This is a genomic window from Streptomyces sp. NPDC034085 (genome assembly GCF_055575555.1).
In genome coordinates this window covers 710,734-728,145 of sequence record NZ_JBVISL010000003.1, presented here as the reverse complement: position 1 = coordinate 728,145, position 17,412 = coordinate 710,734, and the positions used below count along the sequence as shown (strand labels likewise).

At 72.9% G+C, this 17,412-nt stretch carries 16 protein-coding genes; 9 read left to right on the top strand and 7 right to left on the bottom strand.

Translation table 11 applies throughout. The features are described from left to right. Positions 1-82 precede the first annotated feature (82 nt). Positions 83-1,015: a LysR family transcriptional regulator gene (locus ACZ501_RS13625; protein ID WP_468795063.1), complete on the bottom strand. Its 933-nt coding sequence runs from the start codon at positions 1,013-1,015 to the stop codon at positions 83-85. A gap of 155 nt (positions 1,016-1,170) precedes the next feature. Here ACZ501_RS13625 and ACZ501_RS13620 point away from each other — a divergent pair, with 155 nt between their 5' ends. Then, positions 1,171-2,703, top strand: a complete 1,533-nt coding sequence (locus ACZ501_RS13620; RefSeq protein ID WP_468795060.1) for a class I adenylate-forming enzyme family protein — start codon at positions 1,171-1,173, stop codon at positions 2,701-2,703. A gap of 14 nt (positions 2,704-2,717) precedes the next feature. Here ACZ501_RS13620 and ACZ501_RS13615 read toward each other — a convergent pair whose 3' ends face one another. Both ACZ501_RS13615 and ACZ501_RS13610 read right to left on the bottom strand, forming a co-directional pair. After that, a complete protein-coding gene (locus tag ACZ501_RS13615) occupies positions 2,718-3,047 on the bottom strand; it encodes a hypothetical protein (protein ID WP_468795056.1) in 330 nt (109 codons plus the stop codon). A 95-nt stretch (positions 3,048-3,142) separates the two neighbouring features. Beyond that, a complete protein-coding gene (locus tag ACZ501_RS13610) occupies positions 3,143-3,550 on the bottom strand; it encodes an FKBP-type peptidyl-prolyl cis-trans isomerase (RefSeq protein WP_468795052.1) in 408 nt (135 codons plus the stop codon). A gap of 362 nt (positions 3,551-3,912) precedes the next feature. Between ACZ501_RS13610 and ACZ501_RS13605 the strand changes: the two genes are divergently transcribed. The 6 genes from ACZ501_RS13605 (at position 3,913) to cpt (ending at position 11,994) form a co-directional block, all read left to right on the top strand. Continuing rightward, positions 3,913-7,599: a nitrate reductase subunit alpha gene (locus tag ACZ501_RS13605; protein ID WP_468795049.1), complete on the top strand. Its 3,687-nt coding sequence runs from the start codon at positions 3,913-3,915 to the stop codon at positions 7,597-7,599. Further along, on the top strand, positions 7,599-9,230 hold the full coding sequence (gene narH / locus ACZ501_RS13600; protein WP_468795046.1) for a nitrate reductase subunit beta: 1,632 nt from the start codon (positions 7,599-7,601) through the stop codon (positions 9,228-9,230). The genes ACZ501_RS13605 and narH overlap by 1 nt, the downstream gene beginning before the upstream one ends. Next, positions 9,227-9,856: a nitrate reductase molybdenum cofactor assembly chaperone gene (gene narJ, locus ACZ501_RS13595; protein WP_468795043.1), complete on the top strand. Its 630-nt coding sequence runs from the start codon at positions 9,227-9,229 to the stop codon at positions 9,854-9,856. Before narH ends, narJ begins: the two co-directional genes overlap by 4 nt. Beyond that, positions 9,853-10,563, top strand: a complete 711-nt coding sequence (gene narI, locus ACZ501_RS13590; protein WP_468795040.1) for a respiratory nitrate reductase subunit gamma — start codon at positions 9,853-9,855, stop codon at positions 10,561-10,563. The genes narJ and narI overlap by 4 nt, the downstream gene beginning before the upstream one ends. Before the next feature lie 74 nt (positions 10,564-10,637). Beyond that, the gene (locus tag ACZ501_RS13585) at positions 10,638-11,321 is read left to right on the top strand and encodes an esterase/lipase family protein (RefSeq protein ID WP_468795037.1); all 684 of its coding nucleotides are present in this window, start codon (positions 10,638-10,640) and stop codon (positions 11,319-11,321) included. Between the two features lie 139 nt (positions 11,322-11,460). After that, positions 11,461-11,994, top strand: a complete 534-nt coding sequence (gene cpt / locus ACZ501_RS13580; protein ID WP_361597225.1) for a chloramphenicol phosphotransferase CPT — start codon at positions 11,461-11,463, stop codon at positions 11,992-11,994. A 61-nt stretch (positions 11,995-12,055) separates the two neighbouring features. Here cpt and ACZ501_RS13575 read toward each other — a convergent pair whose 3' ends face one another. The 4 genes from ACZ501_RS13575 to ACZ501_RS13560 all read right to left on the bottom strand — a co-directional run bounded on the left by ACZ501_RS13575 (position 12,056) and on the right by ACZ501_RS13560 (position 15,272). Further along, positions 12,056-12,949, bottom strand: a complete 894-nt coding sequence (locus tag ACZ501_RS13575; protein ID WP_361597222.1) for an SDR family oxidoreductase — start codon at positions 12,947-12,949, stop codon at positions 12,056-12,058. A gap of 92 nt (positions 12,950-13,041) precedes the next feature. Next, positions 13,042-13,515, bottom strand: coding sequence for a hemerythrin domain-containing protein (locus tag ACZ501_RS13570; protein WP_468795034.1), 474 nt, complete (start codon positions 13,513-13,515; stop codon positions 13,042-13,044). Positions 13,516-13,678: 163 nt separating this feature from the next. Beyond that, on the bottom strand, positions 13,679-14,692 hold the full coding sequence (locus ACZ501_RS13565) for a DNA topoisomerase IB (RefSeq protein WP_361597216.1): 1,014 nt from the start codon (positions 14,690-14,692) through the stop codon (positions 13,679-13,681). Positions 14,693-14,762: 70 nt separating this feature from the next. After that, a complete protein-coding gene (locus ACZ501_RS13560; RefSeq protein ID WP_468795031.1) occupies positions 14,763-15,272 on the bottom strand; it encodes a hypothetical protein in 510 nt (169 codons plus the stop codon). 221 nt (positions 15,273-15,493) lie between these two features. On the opposite strand from ACZ501_RS13560, the gene ACZ501_RS13555 reads away from it, so the two are divergent. Together ACZ501_RS13555 and ACZ501_RS13550 are read left to right on the top strand one after the other, a co-directional pair. Further along, positions 15,494-15,940: a DUF5709 domain-containing protein gene (locus ACZ501_RS13555; RefSeq protein WP_468795028.1), complete on the top strand. Its 447-nt coding sequence runs from the start codon at positions 15,494-15,496 to the stop codon at positions 15,938-15,940. Positions 15,941-16,075: 135 nt separating this feature from the next. Next, positions 16,076-17,398 carry a hypothetical protein gene (locus ACZ501_RS13550; protein WP_361597207.1) on the top strand — a complete coding sequence of 441 codons (1,323 nt, stop codon included), beginning with the start codon at positions 16,076-16,078 and terminating at the stop codon, positions 17,396-17,398. Positions 17,399-17,412: the final 14 nt, after the last annotated feature.

Sequence of the window (17,412 nt, the reverse complement as noted above, 5' to 3'; positions counted from 1 at the left end):
CAGCCGTGGGCGCGAGCAGTAGGCCGCTGAAGAGCAGGGCCGCGTCGACGGTTGCCCGGGACATTCTCGGGGTAAGCGCAGCTCAGGGGGTTCCGGGGTGGGGCGCGGTGTCATGGTCTTGGCGGGCGGGGCCTGACGGTGCGCTGAAGTGCCGTACGGCGAAGTCCGCGAAGCTGCGGGCGTCCGGGGACTCGTAGGCGCCCTCCGCCCGTACGAGGCACAGTTGACGGCGTGCCTCGGGCGAATCCAGCCGTGCCCAGCCGACGATGTCACGGGTGCCGAAGGCCCGGGCGATGGACGGAACCAGTGCCACGCCGACCCCCGCGGCCACCAGGTCCAGAACGGCGCCCGGCTCGTCCCCCTCGCACACCACCCTGGGCCGGACCCCGGCGTCCGCGAACAGGCGGTCGGCGAGGACCCGTTGCCAGTGGCCGGGGCCGGGGGTGACGAACGGCTCCCCGATCAGGTCCGTCATCGCCACCCCGTGCCGCCCGGCCAGCCGGTGCCCGGGCGGCACGGCGAGCAGCACCGGCTCCGTGAGCAGCACCGTCGAGGTCAGGGCCGGGCCGGCGAGCGGCTGGGACGCGAGGCAGAAGTCCACCTCCCTGGTACGCAGTTCCCGCGCCATCGAGTCGGCGGAGGACTGCCGTAGCCGTACGTCCACTCCGGGGTGGGCGGCGCGGAAGCCGGCCAGCAGTCGGGTCAAGGTCAGCAGGGTCTCGCTCGCCACGACCACGGTCCCGCCCCCTCCGCCACGTGCGGCATCGGCCAACTCGCGCCTTCCGTCCTCCAGTTCGGCGAGTGCGCGGTCCACGCGGCGCAGGAAGGCGGCGCCGTGCCGGTTGAGCCCGATCCGGCGGCCACGGCGGTCGAAGAGGCGCACCCCGACCTCCGCCTCCAACCGGGCGATGGTCCGGCTGACCGATGGCTGGGCGACGTGCAGTTCCTCCGCCGCCCGGCTCATGTGCTCGCAGCGCGCCACGACCTGGAAGTACCGCAACGACAGCAGGTCCACCGGTTGTCCCCCTTCATACCCCTGGGAGCACCGTCTCATGGCGGAAACGGTCTTGGACCGCATGAGTGGGCCTCTCCTAGTCTCCGAGGAGCCCCGAAGTCCTCGGGCTTCCAGGGCCCCGAAGCCCACCCGCCCCCCTGTGAAGGGACACCGTCATGCCCGGAGATCCGGACCCTCCGTACGAGAGTTACGTGGACGCCCTCCTCGCCTCACTCGCCCGCTCACCGCAGCGGACCGCACTCACCACGGCCGGCCGGACCCTCACCGCAGGCCACCTCCACGACGGCGTCCACCGCGCGGCCGCCCTGCTCGCCTCGCACGGCGTCGCCCGCGGCGCCACGGTCGCCCTGCTCACCGGCAACAGCCCCGAAGCCCTCATCGCCCGCTACGGCGCGAACCTCATCGGCGCCCGCGTCGTGCACCTCGCCCCCGGCGCGGCGCCGACGACGTGGGCGGCCGTACTGGAGGCCACCGATGCCGCGCTGCTCCTCGTGGCCCCGGACGCGGCGGACGCCGTACGGGGCCTGCCGGCCCGGGAGGGCGGGCCCGCACGGCTGACGCTGGACCCGGGGACGTTCACCGGGGAACCGCCTGCCCGGCGCCCGGCACGGGAGCCCCTGCAGACGGAGGGGACGGCCCGCCCGGAGGACGACTGGTGCCTGCGCTCCACCGGGGGCACCTCCGGTCCGCCCAAGCTGGTCCGGCTGTCCCACGGGGCGTACCGGAGGATCCTGGACGGATACGCGGCCCGCGTCGTCCCCGCCGGCACCGGTGTACGGTTCCTCGCCTGCACCTCCCTCGCCCACATGGCCGGGATCGTCGCCGATGCGGCCCTCCTCGCCTCCGGTTCCGTGGTCCTGGAGGAGGACTTCGATCCGGCGCGGGTCCTGGCGGCCGTCGAACGGCACCGCATCACCGACCTCTGGCTCCTGCCCTCCCTGCTGTACGAGCTGCTGGACCATCCGGACCTCGCCACCACCGACGTCTCCAGCCTCCGCCGCCTCTCCTACGGGGGCACCCCCGCGTCGGCCGACCGGCTCCGCAGGGCGGCCGAGGCCTTGGGGCCCGTGCTGCACGGCTCGTACGGACAGACGGAGGCGGGCCCGATCGCGGAACTCCTCCCGCACGAGCACACCGTGACGGGGCCGGGCGGCCGGATCGCCGCAGGCCGGCCGCTGCCCGGAGTCGCCATCGAGACCCGGGATCCGGCGGGCACCGTACTTGCCCCGGGGCGCACCGGCGAGATCCACGTCCGCACGCCGACGGTCATGACCGGCTACTGGCGGCGGCCCGCGGAGACCGCTGCCGTGGTCCGCGACGGCTGGGTGGCCACCGGGGACGTGGGGTTCCTCGACGACACCGGCCGCCTCCACCTCGTCGACCGGCTGGGCGAGACGGTGATCGTGGTGGGCGGCCACCTCCATCCGGCCGAGGCGGAGCAGGTACTGCTCGCCCACCCCGACGTCGCCGACTGCGCCGCGTTCGGGGCGCACGGGGCGGACGGAACGGAGGAGCTGCGCATCGCCGTCGTCGCCGCCCCGGGCCGCACCCCGGACGCCCGCCGGCTCGGTGCGTTCGTGGCCGCCCGGCTGGGAGTCCTGTACGAACCGGCCCGCGTCCACCTCGTGGACCACCTCCCTCGCACCGCCGCGGGCAAACCCGACAAGCACCGGTTGCGGGCCCTGTAGGGCGCCCGGGGCGGTCAGTGGTCATGCCGCGCACCGTGCTCCAGCGGCTGGAGGGGGGTCTCGCGGCCGGTACCGCCGAGGGGGTACAGCCGCGTCCGCCCGCCGGGTCCGGTCGCGGTGAGCGGGATGCCGAGGCTCTGGCACATCCGCTGGGCGCGGGCCAGGGCGCTGAAGGTCATGGGGGTGGGGTCGGGTGTCGGCAGCTCGATCGCGACCCGTTCGGGGAGGTGCGCGTGGACGAGCGCCTCGATCTGGAGGGCGGCCGCGGCTCGGTTGGTGACGTCCAGCTCCCGGGCGAGCTGCACATGCAGGGTGCCCTCGGTGATGTGGTGGGTGATGAGCATGGCCTGCCTCCTGCGCGCCGAGATCCGGAAGAGATGCCCGCTACCAGTCTGGGAGGGATGCCCGGCCCGGGCCAGCCCGTCCCGCCGAGCGGGCACTACCGGGCGCTGCTCCACCCGGCCGTGCCGGAGTACGAGTCGAGCAGGTCCACCACGAAGACGAGGGTCGCGCCCGCCGGGATCAGCGGTGAGGGCGACTGCGTGCCGTAACCGAGGCGCGGGGGAACGATGATCTCGCGCCGGCCGCCGACCTTCATCCCCCTCACCCCCCGGTCCCAGCCCTTGATGACCTTGCCGCTGCCCAGGGCGAACTTGAACGGCTGCCCCCGGTCCCAGGAGGCGTCGAACTCCTTCCCGGTCTCGAAGGTCACCCCGACGTAGTGGACCTTGACCACCATGCCGGGCTTCACCTCGGGCCCGTCCCCGACGACCAGGTCCCGGATGGTCAGCTCGGCAGGAGCGTCACCCTCCGGAACGCTGACCACGGGCTTCGTCGGTTCACTCATCGCAGCCTCATCACTCTCGTCGGAAGCCCCTCGCACGGACCAGCGGACGAAGGGACCCTCCGCCCGGCTCCCGGCCACGCTACCGAGCATGCCGGCCCCCGGAGCGCACCAGGCCCCCGCACAGGACGCACGGATGCGTACGCCGCCGAAAGCCGCGGGGTCGTGTGCGATGAGCGCATGACAGCGGTGCGGTGGGGGGCCGCGGATCAAGAGCCGGCCAAGATACGTTGTGGATACATTCAACCCCGGAGCGTGATCACCGGCGGTACGGGTCCCGCGCGGCAGCCTGGGCGCGACCCATCCACGGGTCAGCCGGTTCGCCCACTGGGCCGGCTCCGCTGTCTCCGGGAAGGGGCCACCAGGTGAAGCGCGGCAGGGCCAGGGACACCGCAGAACACGCGGCCGACGCGATCACGGACCGGCTGCTGCAAGCCGGGCGGCTGCTCGGCAAGGCACCCCGGACGGCGGACGGCCGGGCCGTGTTCCGCACCGACCAGGGCGTCAACGACGCCCCGTACCGCGAACGCTGGGCGCACGACAAGGTGGTGCGCTCCACCCACGGGGTCAACTGCACCGGCTCCTGCTCCTGGCAGGTGTACGTCAAGGACGGCCTGATCACCTGGGAGACCCAGGCCACCGACTACCCCTCGACCGGCCCCGACCGGCCGGAGTACGAGCCCCGCGGCTGTCCGCGCGGGGCCTCCTTCTCCTGGTACACCTACTCGCCCACCCGCATCCGCTACCCGCACGCCCGCGGGGTCCTCGTGGAGATGTACCGCGAGGCCAAGCAGCGCCTGGGCGGGGACCCGGTCGCCGCCTGGGCGGAGATCACCACCGACCCGGACAAGCGGCGCCGCTACCACCGGGCCCGCGGCAAGGGCGGCCTCGTCCGCGTCGGCTGGCAGGAGGCCCTGGAGATCGCGGCCGCCGCCCACGTCCACACCCTCCGGGAACACGGCCCCGACCGGATCGCCGGCTTCTCGCCGATCCCGGCGATGTCCATGGCCTCCCACGCCGTCGGAGCCCGCTTCCACGCCCTCATCGGCGCGCCGATGCTCACCTTCTACGACTGGTACGCGGACCTGCCCATCGCCTCCCCGCAGGTCTTCGGCGACCAGACGGACGTCCCCGAGTCCGGCGACTGGTGGGACGCCGCCTACCTGATGCTGTGGGGCTCCAACGTCCCCGTCACCCGCACGCCCGACGCCCACTGGATGACCGAGGCCAGATACCGCGGCCAGAAGGTCGTCGTCGTCTCCCCGGACTACGCGGACGCCACCAAGTTCGCCGACGAGTGGCTCCACCCCCATCCGGGGACCGACGGAGCCATGGCCATGGCCATGGGCCACGTCATCCTCAAGGAGTGCTTCGTCGACCGTCAGGTCCCGTACTTCGCCGACTACGTACGGCGCTTCACCGACCTGCCGTTCCTCGTCGAGCTGGAGGAGCGTGAGCCGGGACGGTACGTACCGGGCCGCTTCGTGACCGCCGCCGACCTGCGCCTGACCCGGGACGTGCAGGACGAGGCGACCCGGCGCTGGATGCCCGTCCTGCTGGACGACGTCACCGGCGCGCCGGTGGTGCCGAACGGAACCCTCGGCGACCGCTGGTCCAAGTTCGGCGAGGGCCGCTGGAACCTGGACCTCGGCGACGTCGAGCCGCGCCTGAGCCTGTACGCGGGCGGCGACGGGCCCAGCGCGCAGGTGCTGCTGCCCCGGTTCGACGAGGCCGGAGCCACCCTCCTGCGCGGCGTGCCCGTCCAGCGCCTCGGCGACCGCCTGGTGACGACGGTGTTCGACCTGATGCTCGCCCAGTACGGGGTGGCCCGGCCCGGCCTCGCGGGGCAGTGGCCGGCCTCGTACGAGGACGCCTCGCTCCCCTGCACCCCGGCCTGGCAGGAGGCCGTCACCTCGGTGCCCGCGAGCGCCGTGCTGCGGGCAGCCCGCGAATTCGCCCGGACCGCCGAACAGACCCGCGGCCGCTGCATGATCGTCATGGGTGCCGGCACCAACCACTGGTTCCACTCGGACACCATCTACCGCTCGTTCCTCTCCCTCCTGCTGCTCACCGGCTGCCAGGGGGTCAACGGCGGCGGCTGGGCCCACTACGTCGGCCAGGAGAAGGTCCGCCCGTACGCCGGCTGGCAGCAGCTCGCCACCGCCTCCGACTGGGTGCGCCCCTCCCGGCAGATGGCCGGCACCCCCTACTGGTACCTGCACACCGACCAGTGGCGCTACGAGGGCTCCGCCGCCGACACCCTCACCGCACCCACCGCGCGCGGCACCTTCGCGGGCGCCCACACCGCCGACCTGGTGGCCCGCTCGGCACGCCAGGGCTGGATGCCGTCCTTCCCGACCTTCTGCGCCAATCCGCTGGACCTCGGCCGGCGCGTACGGGAATCCGGCACCGAACCGGCGCAGTGGGTGGAGCAGTGGCTGGAGCGGGAGCGCGCCGCCGGCCGGCCCGGCTTCGCCTGCGAGGACCCCGACGACCCCGCGAACTGGCCGCGCGTTCTGACCGTCTGGCGGGCCAACCTCATCGGCTCCTCCGCCAAGGGCAACGAGTACTTCCTGCGGCACCTGTTGGGCGCCGACGACAACGCCGACGCGCCCGAAGCCCCCGAGGAGCGCCGCCCGCGCGAGGTGGCCTGGCGCGCGGAGGCCCCCCGCGGCAAGCTCGACCTGCTGCTCGCGCTCGACTTCCGCATGACCTCCACCACCTTGTTCGCCGACCTCGTCCTGCCGGCGGCGACCTGGTACGAGAAGCACGACCTGTCCAGTACGGACATGCACCCCTACGTCCACGCCTTCTCCCCGGCGATCGACCCGCCCTGGCAGGCGCGCACCGACTTCGAGATCTTCCACAACCTCGCCGCGAAGGTCTCCGAACTCGCGGCCGGCCGCCTGGAGCAGGCCTGGGACCTCGTCGCCACGCCCCTCCAGCACGACACCCCCGGCGAAGCACCCCCCGAGGGCCCCACCCGCCCCGAGTACACGCTCGTCAAACGGGACTACACCGCCCTCGCCGACCGGCTCGCGGCCTTCGGACCCATGGCCGACGAACACGGCATGCGGGTACGCGGCCTCACCGTGCACACCAACGACGAATCGCACTGGCTCGCCGGACGCTGCGGCACGGCCCGCAAGGGAGCCGCCCGCGGCCGCCCGCTGCTCGACACCGACGTCAAGCTGTGCGAGGCGATCCTGGCCCTGTCGGGCACCACCAACGGCCGGGTCGCCGCCGAGGGCTTCCGCCGGCTCGCCCTGCGCTGCGGACCGGCCGCCGGCCTGGAGGAACTCGCCGCCACGGTGGCCGAGCGGCGCATCGTCTTCTCCGACACCCAGGCCCGCCCGGTGCAGGTCGGCGCCAGCTTCGAATGGTCCGGCAAGGAAGGCCCCGAGCGCCGCTACGCGCCCTTCACCATCAACACCGAGCACCGCAAGCCGTGGCACACCCTCACCGGCCGCCAGCACTTCTACCTCGACCACGAGTGGATCGCCGAGTACGGCGAACAACTCCCCGTCTACAAACCGCCCCTGGACCTCGCCGCCCTCGGCGAGCGGCCCCGCCGCGAGGAGGACGACGGCCGGCGGTCGGTGACGGTCCGCTACCTCACCCCGCACTCGAAGTGGTCCATCCACTCCGAGTACCAGGAGAACCTCCTGATGCAGACCCTGGCCCGCGGCGGCCCGGTCATCTGGCTCGGCACCGAGGACGCCGCCGCCATCGGCGCCGCCGACAACGACTGGATCGAGGCGGTCAACGCCAACGGCGTGGTCGTCGCCCGCGCCGTCGTCTCCCACCGCATGCCGGCCGGCACGGTGTTCATGTACCACGTGCAGGAACGCATGGTGAACGTCCCCCTCTCGGAGACCACGGGCCGCCGCGGCGGCGTCCACAACGCCCTCACCCGCCTGCTGATCAAGCCGACCCACCTGATCGGCGGCCACGCCCAGCTCTCCTTCGCCCCCAACTACTACGGCCCCACCGGCAACCAGCGCGACGCGGTGACCGTCATCCGCCGCCGATCCCAGGAGGTCACGTACTGATGCCCCGGAGCGAAGCGACCGTCGGACGCGTCATGGCACAGATCGCGATGGTGATGAACCTGGACAAGTGCATCGGCTGCCACACCTGTTCGGTCACCTGCAAGCAGACCTGGACCAACCGCTCCGGCAGCGAGTACGCCTGGTTCAACAACGTCGAGACCCGCCCCGGCCAGGGCTACCCGCGCTCCTACGAGGACCAGGACAAGTGGCAGGGCGGCTGGCGGCTCAAGCGGGGCCGCCTCGTGCCCCGCAGCGGCGGCCGGGCCCGCCGCCTCGCCACCCTCTTCGCCAACCCCCGCCTGCCCTCCCTCGCCGACTACTACGAGCCGTGGACGTACGACTACGAGAACCTGATCAGCGCGCCGCTCGGCGACGACGTGCCCACCGCCGCCCCCCGCTCCCTCATCGACGGGCGTCCCACCCAGGTGACCTGGGGCCCCAACTGGGACGACGACCTCGGCGGCGGCCCCGAGCACCTGGCCGGCGACCCCGTGCTGAAGAAGATGAACGAGCAGGTCCGCCTCGAGTACGAGCAGGCGTTCATGTTCCACCTGCCCAGGATCTGCGAGCACTGCCTGAACCCGTCGTGCGTGGCCGTCTGCCCCTCCGGCGCGCTGTACAAGCGGATCGAGGACGGCATCGTCCTCGTCGACCAGGACCGCTGCCGCGGCTGGCGGATGTGCGTGACCGGGTGCCCGTACAAGAAGGTGTACTTCAACCACCGCACCGGCAAGGCCGAGAAGTGCACCATGTGCTACCCGCGCATCGAGGCCGGCCAGCCCACCGTCTGCTCCGAGACCTGCGTCGGGCGGCTGCGCTACCTCGGCGTGATCCTCTACGACGCCGACGCGGTCGGCGCGGCCGCCGCGACCCCGGACGAGAAGGACCTCTACGAGGCCCAGCTCGGCTGCTTCCTCGACCCCGACGACCCCGCCGTGCAGGAGGCGGCGGCCCGGGCCGGGATCCCGCACGACTGGATCACCGCCGCCCAGCGCTCACCCGTACGCGCGCTGATCAGCGAGTACAAGGTGGCGCTGCCGCTGCACCCGGAGTACCGCACCATGCCGATGGTCTGGTACATCCCCCCGCTGTCGCCCATCGTGGAGTCGCTGACCGCCACCGGACACGACGGCGAGGACCCGGCGAAGCTCTTCGCGGCGATCGACTCGATGCGGATCCCGGTCGGCTACCTCGCCGAACTGTTCACGGCGGGCGATCCCGGCCCCGTCGAAGCGGCACTGTGCCGGCTCGCGGCGATGCGCGCGCACATGCGCCGCGTCAACCTGGGCGAGGAACAGGACCCCGCCATCGCCCGCTCCGTCGGCATGGACGGCGACGCCGTCGAGGCGATGTACCGGCTGCTGGCCATCGCCAAGTACGAGGACCGCTACGTCATCCCCACCGGCTACACCGCGGGACGCTCCGACCACGCCGACCCCGGCGCCGGCTGCAGCCTCGACGGCGACGGCGGCCCCGGCATGTACACGGCCGACACCTTCCACGCCCCGCTCGCGACCTCCGGACACGCGTCCGGTGAACCCGCCGGCCCGCTCCACGGCCGCGTCAACCTCCTCAACTGGAACGGCCAGGGCACCCCCTCGGGGCTCTTCCCCCGCACGGAGGGATCATGAGCCGCACCGCCGCCCTCCACCAGGCCGCCTCCCTGCTGCTGTCCCATCCCGACGAGGACGTCCACGAGCGCCTGGACCTCGTCCGCGACGCCCTCGGGGCACTGCCCGGACAGGAGAGCGCGCTCCTGCTCCGCTTCTGCGCGGCCGTCGCCGGCGTACCGCAGCTGGAGCTGTCCGCACGCTACGTCGCCACCTTCGACCGCAGCCGCCGCCGCACCCTGCACCTCACGTACTACACCGACGGCGACACCCGCCGCCGCGGCGAGGCCCTCGTACGCTGGCGGCGGCTCTACCGCGAGCACGGCTGGCAGGCACCCGCCGACGAGCTGCCCGACCACCTGCCGCTGGCCCTCGAGTTCGCCGCCCGCAGTCCCGGGCCCGGCCGAGCCGCGCTCCAGGAGCACCGGGCCGCGCTGGAACTGCTGCGCATGGCTCTGACCGACCACCGGAGCCCGTACGCCGACGTCCTCGAAGCCGTCTGCCTGACCCTGCCGGGCCCCTCCCCGGCCGACCGCGCGGCAGCCCTGAACCTGGTGCGCAGCGGCCCGCCCACCGAGACCGTGGGCCTGCTGCCCTTCCCCGCCCTGCGCCCGCAGGCAGCCGCAGCCGAGGAGAACCGACGGTGAACCACCTGAACATCGCCCTGTGGGGCGTCCTGCCCTACATCGTCGCCGTCGTACTCGTCGCCGGCACCGCCTGGCGCTACCACTACGACCGCTTCGGCTTCACCACCCGCTCCAGCCAGCTGCACGAGCACCGGCTGCTCAGCGTCGGCGGCCCGCTCTTCCACTACGGACTGCTGTTCGTGGCCGCCGGGCACGTCGTGGGGCTGATCGTCCCGGAATCCCTCACCGAACGCGTGCACATCGAGGAACCGCTGTACCACGCCAACGCGTTGTTCGTCGGGGGAGCCGCCGGGCTCGCCACCCTGACCGGACTGGCGCTGCTGCTGTACCGGCGCCTCACGGTGCCCGCGGTGCGGGCCGCCACCAGCCGCAGCGACCGCGCCGTGCTGCCCGTTCTGACCGCCGTCGTCGTCGCCGGCCTGTCCGCCACCGCCACCACCCTCGTCCCGCACCCCTACGACTACCGCCTGGGCGTCTCGGTCTGGTTCCGCTCCCTGCTCGCCCTCGACCCCGACGTCCCCGCGATGGCGGGGGCGCCCCTCGTCTACCAGGTGCACGCGCTGCTGGCCATGACCCTGTTCGCCTTGTGGCCCTTCAGCCGCCTCGTGCACGCCTTCACCGCGCCCGTCGGCTACCTGACCCGGCCCTACGTGGTCTACCGCTCGCGCGGGAGCGGGCACGAGCGGGCCGAAACGTTCCTGGAGTGAAGGGCGGCGGCCGGACGGGTGAGCGGCCCGGCTCCGTGCGCGAAGGGGCGGTCCCGGGCCGCTACAAACGGCCCATGAACTCGAAGACCCTCCGCTCCCTGCCCGCCGTCGTGCTCGCCCTGGCCGCCTGTGCCGCGCCGGCCGCGGCCGCCCCCGCCGCCGCCCCGGCTGCGGCCCTGCCCGACCCGGTCGTCTTCGTGCACGGCTGGAACAGCGACGGATCGGCGTGGAACGTCATGGCCGGCCGGTTCCGGTCGGACGGCCATCCCTCCGAGCGCCTGTTCCAGTGGACGTACCCCGCCTACCAGTCCAACGCCACGACCGCCTCGGATCTCGCCGCCACCGTCGACCGCGTCCTGGCCGCGACCGGCGCCGCCAAGGTCGACCTCGTCACCCACTCCATGGGCAGCCTGTCCTCCCGGTACTACCTCAAGAACCTCGGCGGTGACGCGAAGGTCGACGCGTGGGTCTCCCTCGCGGGCCCCAACCACGGCACGGACACCGCCCGCTGGTGCGGAGGCGCCGCCTGCGTCGAGATGCGTCCGGGCTCCGCGTTCCTGAACGAGCTCAACACCGGCGACGAGACTCCCGGGTCGACCCGGTACGCCACGTGGTGGTCCCCCTGCGACGGGATCATCAACCCCGACAGCACCGTGGCCCTGGACGGCGCGGTGAACACGCGGACCTCCTGCCTCCAGCACACCGCCATCACCGACGACGCCGCGGTCTACGGGCAGGTGAAGGCCCACCTCGGCTGACCCCTCCCGCCGGGTGCCGTGGGTCCGGCCACGGCACCCGTGCGACGCACGCGGTCTCCTGACGGGGGCCGGTTAGACTCCGTCGGGGTGGACTGGAGTCGGCCCGCAACGTGCGGAAACGAAAGGCGAGTTCGGGTACATGGGCACCAACGTCATCGTGCTGAACGGCGGTTCCAGCTCCGGCAAGTCCGGCATCGTGCGCTGCCTCAAGGCGATCCTCCCGCAGCCGTGGATCAACCTGGGCGTCGACGACCTGATCGACCGGCTTCCGCCCTCCCTCCTCGACTCGGGCGCGGGCGTGTCGTTCGGGGAGGGCGGCGAGGTGATCCTCGGCGACGACTGGCGGGCGATGGAGACCGCCTGGACGAAGGGCGTCGCCGCCATGGCCCGGGCGGGGGCCCGGATCGTCATCGACGACGTCTTCCTCGGCGGCCGGACCGACCAGGAGCGCCTGCGCGGACACCTCGACGGGCTGGACGTGCTGTGGGTAGGGGTGCGCTGCGCCCCCGAGACCGCCGCGGCCCGCGAGATCGCGCGGGGCGACCGCGTCCCCGGAATGGCGGCCCTGCAGGCCGAGACGGTGCACAAGGGAGTGGAGTACGACGTGGAGGTCGACACCACCCGCGCCGAATCCCTCGACTGCGCGCGCACCATCGCCGGGCACGTGAGCTGACCGGCGCCGCCGGCCACGGGCCGGGCGCGCGGAGCGCCCCCGCGCCCGGCCCCCGGGGAGGTCACGGCAGGGGGGTGCCGCCGGTGGCGTTGACGATCTCCCCGGTGATGTATCCGGCCTGGGGCGAGGCCAGGAAGACGTACGCGGGCGCCATCTCGGCCGGCTGGGCGGGCCGCCCGAGTGGCGACTGCTTCCCGAACTCCGTCGGGTCCGGCATCGTCGCCGGGATCAGCGGGGTCCACACCGGCCCCGGCGCGACGGCGTTGACGCGGATGCCGCGCTCGGCCAGCATCTGCGCCAGGCCGTGCGTGAAGGAGACGATCGCCGACTTCGTCATCGCGTAGTCGAGGAGGTGGGGGCTGGGCTGGTAGCCCTGCACGGACGTGGTGTTGATGATGCAGCCGCCGCGGGGCATGTGGGCCAGGGCCTTGCGGGAGAGCCAGAACATTCCGTACAGGTTCGTCTTCATCACCCGGTCGAACTGCTCCGTGCTGATGGCCTCGATCCCGTCGGGCTGCGCCATCTGGTAGGCCGCGTTGTTGACGAGGACGTCCACGCGCCCCAGCTCGGCCACGGTCCGCTCGACGAGCGCCTCGCACTGCTCCTCGTCACGGATGTCGCACGCGACCGGAACCGCCTTGCGGCCCGCCTCCCGCACCAGGCGCGCCGTTTCCGCCGCCTCGTCCGCCTCCTCGGGCAGGTGCGTGAAGACGACGTCGGCCCCCTCCCGGGCGAAGGCCAGGCACACGGCCCTGCCGATGCCGGAATCCCCGCCGGTCACGAGCGCCGCCCGGTCCAGCAGGACGTCGTGGCCGCGGTAGGAGTCCTCCCCGTGGTCGGGACGGGGGTCCATCTCCTCGGTCGACCCGGGGTGGTCCTGCTGCTGGTCGGGGAACGGCGGCCGGGGGTGGGCGGTCACCGGATCGGACGGGCGGGTTTCTTCGTGCGGTGCCATCGGCAACTCCGTCGTTCGCTGGTGCTCGGTGCGCCGGCGCGCGTACCCGCGTCGGCCCGCTTCTCACGTGCCCGCGGGCGGGAATCCCGCGCCTACTCGCCGGCGCTGGGGACGGCCAGGGGATCGCCCGGCGCGCCCTTCCTGGCCGCGTCCATCCGCTCGCCGAGTTCGGTGAGGCGGTTGCGGCCCATGGCCTTGCGCACGTCGGGGAACCACTCCTTCTCCTCTTCCTCGACGTGGTGGCGGACGTTCTCCATGAGGACCGACATCTTCGCGTCGAACCGCTCGTCACCGGGGTCGAGGTCCTTGAGCTCGGACAGCATCCACAGCACGACGTGGTGCTCCTCGATGCTCTCCAGGACGTGGTCCTTCGTGTCGGGAGCGGCCTCGCGGGCCGCCGGGTAGAAGATCTTCTCCTCGATCCAGGTGTGCGCGGTGAGTTCCTCGATCACCTGGTCGGCGATCCTCCGCTTCTCGGCGTGCTCGTCCTCGTCGGTCTTCTCGAACTGCTTGAACAGCTTCTCGACCGTCTTGTGGTCTTCCCTGAGCAGCACGATCGCGTCCATGTCGCTCCCTTGCCTGGGGCCTCGGCGGGCGACCCTGCGCCGCCCGGCACTCCTGTACCCGACGGGCCGGCGGACCGCCCGCGAGCCGCGCGCGATTCGCCGGAACGTGGACGCCACTGGGCCGTACGGCGAGGTCCCGCCGGCCCGCGCCGGGGCGACCCGCTCAGCTCAGCAGCTGCAGCACGGCCGCTTCCACCTCGCCGTGGGTCGCCGGATGGCCCTGGTCGACGCCGATGCCGAGCCGGTCCAGGGCGGGCCTGATCGTGATCCCGTCCTCGAAGAGCTCGAAGAGGCGGGGGTTGATGTACGAGGCCCTGCACACCGCCGGCGTGTTCCCGAGGTACCCGCTGACCTCGCGCACCGCCCGGGTCTCGGCCCGGGCCCGCTGGGTGCGCGAGGCCCCGGCGACGTCGACGGACACGGCCAGGGCCACGGCCGCCAGGACCGTAGCGTGCCAGGTCCGGAAGTCCTTGGCGGTGATGTCGGCACCGGCCCGGTCGTGCAGGTAGTCGTTGACGTCGCCGGCCCGCACGTCGTGCCAGAAGCGGCCCTGCCGGTACACGAACAGCTGGCCCTCGGCGTCGGCCCGCCGCAGCAGCGCCCTGACCACGTCGTAGGCCGCCGGGTCCACCAGCGCCCGGGTCTGGCTCTGCCCGGACTTCCCCGGGTAGCTGAAGCAGACCTCGCCCCGGCGGCACGTGGCGTGCTCGCGCAGCAGGGTGGTCAGACCGTACGACTGGTGGTCCCGGCGGTAGGCCGCGCCGCCGACCCGGAAGAAGCCGAGGTCGAGCAGGCGCGCCGTGCAGGCCAGCACCCGCTCCCGGGTCAGTCCGCGCCCGTCGAGGTCCGCGGTGATGCCCTGCCGCAGCCGGGGCAGCTTCGTCGCGACGTCCAGGACGTGCTCGTGCTTGCTCTCCTCCTGCTGCGCCCGGAACCGGTCGTGGTAGAGGTACTGGCGCCGCCCGGCCGCGTCGGTGCCCATCGCCTGGATGTGACCGCCGGGCCAGGGGCAGATCCACACGTCGGTCCAGGCCGGCGGGATCGCCAGCGACCGCAGCCGCGCGATCTCCGCCGCGTCCTGGAGGGCGTTGCCCTCCAGGTCCAGGTACCGGAAGCCGCGGCCGTGCCGCACCCGGGCGTAGCCGGGCCGGTCAGGACGGCTCGTACGCAGTCGCATCGTCCACCTCCTCCGGTCTCCCTCCGGCCGGCGCCCGCCCGCCGTCGCGGCGGGCGGGCGCACCGTCCGCTCAGTAGCGCAGGGCCGTCCCGGTCCGCGCCGTGACCGTGCCGGACAGCTTGTGCGTGCTGCGGGCCGAGCCCTCGCCCGCGCCCTTGCCCGCGACGTCCCGGACCGTCACCACCACGGTGTCCAGGAGCGTGCCGCTCTCGTCGGTGAACTCGACCTGCACCGCGAAGGACTTCGTCCCCTCGTCGGTGTTCCGTACGGTCACGGGCACCGTCGCGTACCCGTCCGCGCCCGTCGCCACCGGACCCAGGGACACCTGGTCCTTGGCGTCGGCCCCGTCCTTGACCGCGGCGAGCTTGTCCCGCGCGACGGCGGCCGCGGACTCGGCGGCCCGCCCGGCCTCGGCGGCGGCGGAGGACACCGCCTCGCCCGCCGACTTCACCGCCGACGCGGCGCTCGACACCGTCCCGGACGGGGTGCCGTCCCCGCCGGAACAGCCGGCGGCGCCGAGCGCCACCACCGCCAACGCCACGCCACCCGCCGCACCACGCATCCACGCGACCGCCGCCACCACGCCTCCCAAGGTTCTCCGGGGCCTCCCAGTCAAAGCCTCCGGGGCCCGTATGCCCACCGGAGGGGGCAAGCAGGTGACGGAGACCGAGAAATCCGAAGATCCATCCGTTCGGCCGCCCATGATTGGGAGCCCCCCGCCAGGGGCAGGCGCCCCGTAGGAAGTGGTACGTCCCCGGCGCCGAGGACGCGCCCGCGGAACCGGACCGATCGGAGGACGTGATGAGCAGCGCCGACGGCTCCTACGGCGACGACGTCTACCAGCCGCAGGAGACAGACGAGGCCGCCGAGGCCCAGCCCGACCTGGAGAACACCCTCGACGCCCCGAACCTGGACGACATCCTCGACACCGCGTTCGTGCCGCCCGACCGCCCGCTGGCGGTCGACGAGACCGGCACCACGGCCGCCGAACAGCACACGGGGGAGTCCCTGGACCAGCGGCTCGCCCGGGAGGAACCCGAGGTGAGCGCGGAGGAGGAGACCCCGGACGAGACCGGCGAAGCCTCTCTGGCGGGCCCGGACCGGGCCGGGCGCCTGACCTCCGTGGAGGAAGGGGCTCCGGACCGCCACATCTCCGTACTGGCCAGGGACGTCGGCATCGACGGCGGCGCGGCGTCCGCCGAGGAGGCCGCGGTGCACGTGGTCGAGGAGCCCGAACCGGAGCCGTAGGCCGAGGGCTGTGGATTGGCTGTGAAACGCCGCACCCCGGGGGGCGTGGTACAGGAGGAGTGCCTACAAGTTCTATATTCGTACGAAGCATCCACGCGCGGCCCTGCTGCGGAGATTCAGGGGGGTACGACCGCGATGGCCGAGACCGACGCCGCCGGGGCCCGGGCGCAGTCCCGTGCCGCGAGGCAGGCACGCCGCAAGACGCGCAACCGCAAGCGCCTGGCCATAGGCGCGGCCGTGATCGCCGTGGGCGGCACGGCCACGGCCCTCGCGGTCACCTTCACCGGCTCCTCGGAGGCCCAGCGCGACGCGCGGCTGGCGGCCCCGGCCGGCGCCGGCGCGGTGAGCGGCGGGCCCGGTTTCGGCAAGGGGCCGAAGCCGGACTGGGACGGCAAGGTCGAGGTGCTGGGCGACGGCTCCACCTCCTACACCGGGCCGCAGCCGGGGCAGCTCAAGCCCGAGAAGCTGAAGCCGGGCGAGAAGCCGCCGCAGTTCGTCGTCTTCTCCTGGGACGGCGCGCTGGAGGGCGACGACCACCTCTTCTCCCATTTCCGTCAGGTGGCCAAGCAGAACAAGGCCCACATGACCTTCTTCCTCACGGGCATCTACCTGCTGCCCGACGCCAAGAAGTCGCTCTACCGCCCGCCGCAGCACGGCCAGGGCGCGGCCGCCATCTCCTACCCGACCGCGCCCCACGTGAAGTCCACGCTCCAGCAGCTGCGCGGCGCCTGGACCGACGGCAACGAGATCGGATCGCACTTCAACGGGCACTTCTGCGGGCCCAAGGGCGGCGGGGACTGGACCCCCGAGGAGTGGAAGAGCGAGATCGACCAGGCGTACGGGTTCATGAAGGGCTGGAAGACCAACACCGGCTTCACCCAGGAGGCGCCCCTGCCCTTCGACCCGGACCGGGAAGTGGTCGGCGGCCGCGCGCCCTGCCTGGAGGGCCAGAAGAACCTCGTGACCGCGATCAAGCCGTACGGCTGGCGCTACGACGCGAGCTCCTCGGGGGACTTCCAGATGTGGCCGTCCAAGATGGACGGCATATGGAACTTTCCCCTCCAGCTCGTCCCGTTGCAGGGCAAAGAGGTGCAGGTCCTCTCGATGGACTTCAACTTCCTCTACAACCAGTCCGGCGACAGCACCCAGGGCGACCCGGCCAAGTTCGCCGGCTGGCAGGCCCAGGTCCGCGGCTCCTACATGAACGGCTTCAACCGCGTCTACAACGGCAGCCGGGCGCCGATGTTCATCGGCAACCACTTCGAGGACTGGAACGGCGGCATCTACATGAAGGCCGTCGAGGACGTGATGAAGGACGTCTGCACCCGCCAGGACGTGCGCTGCGCGTCGTTCCGCGAGGTGGCGGACTGGCTGGACGCCCAGGACCCGAAGGTCCTGGCCCAGCTGCGGATGCTCGACCCCGCCCAGGCGCCGGACTGGAAGACGCTCATCAAGTAGCGGGCCGGGGCCGG

Bases quoted from the DNA above. Each gene is read 5' to 3' on its own strand.
- cpt (WP_361597225.1), top strand. From the start codon at position 11,461: ATGGGCACCAACGTCATCGTGCTGAACGGCGGTTCCAGCTCCGGCAAG.
- ACZ501_RS13565 (WP_361597216.1), bottom strand. From the start codon at position 14,692: ATGCGACTGCGTACGAGCCGTCCTGACCGGCCCGGCTACGCCCGGGTG.
- ACZ501_RS13575 (WP_361597222.1), bottom strand. From the start codon at position 12,949: ATGGCACCGCACGAAGAAACCCGCCCGTCCGATCCGGTGACCGCCCAC.
- narH (WP_468795046.1), top strand. From the start codon at position 7,599: ATGCCCCGGAGCGAAGCGACCGTCGGACGCGTCATGGCACAGATCGCG.
- narJ (WP_468795043.1), top strand. From the start codon at position 9,227: ATGAGCCGCACCGCCGCCCTCCACCAGGCCGCCTCCCTGCTGCTGTCC.
- ACZ501_RS13550 (WP_361597207.1), top strand. From the start codon at position 16,076: ATGGCCGAGACCGACGCCGCCGGGGCCCGGGCGCAGTCCCGTGCCGCG.
- ACZ501_RS13555 (WP_468795028.1), top strand. From the start codon at position 15,494: ATGAGCAGCGCCGACGGCTCCTACGGCGACGACGTCTACCAGCCGCAG.
- ACZ501_RS13615 (WP_468795056.1), bottom strand. From the start codon at position 3,047: ATGCTCATCACCCACCACATCACCGAGGGCACCCTGCATGTGCAGCTC.
- ACZ501_RS13620 (WP_468795060.1), top strand. From the start codon at position 1,171: ATGCCCGGAGATCCGGACCCTCCGTACGAGAGTTACGTGGACGCCCTC.
- ACZ501_RS13570 (WP_468795034.1), bottom strand. From the start codon at position 13,515: ATGGACGCGATCGTGCTGCTCAGGGAAGACCACAAGACGGTCGAGAAG.
- ACZ501_RS13610 (WP_468795052.1), bottom strand. From the start codon at position 3,550: ATGAGTGAACCGACGAAGCCCGTGGTCAGCGTTCCGGAGGGTGACGCT.
- ACZ501_RS13585 (WP_468795037.1), top strand. From the start codon at position 10,638: ATGAACTCGAAGACCCTCCGCTCCCTGCCCGCCGTCGTGCTCGCCCTG.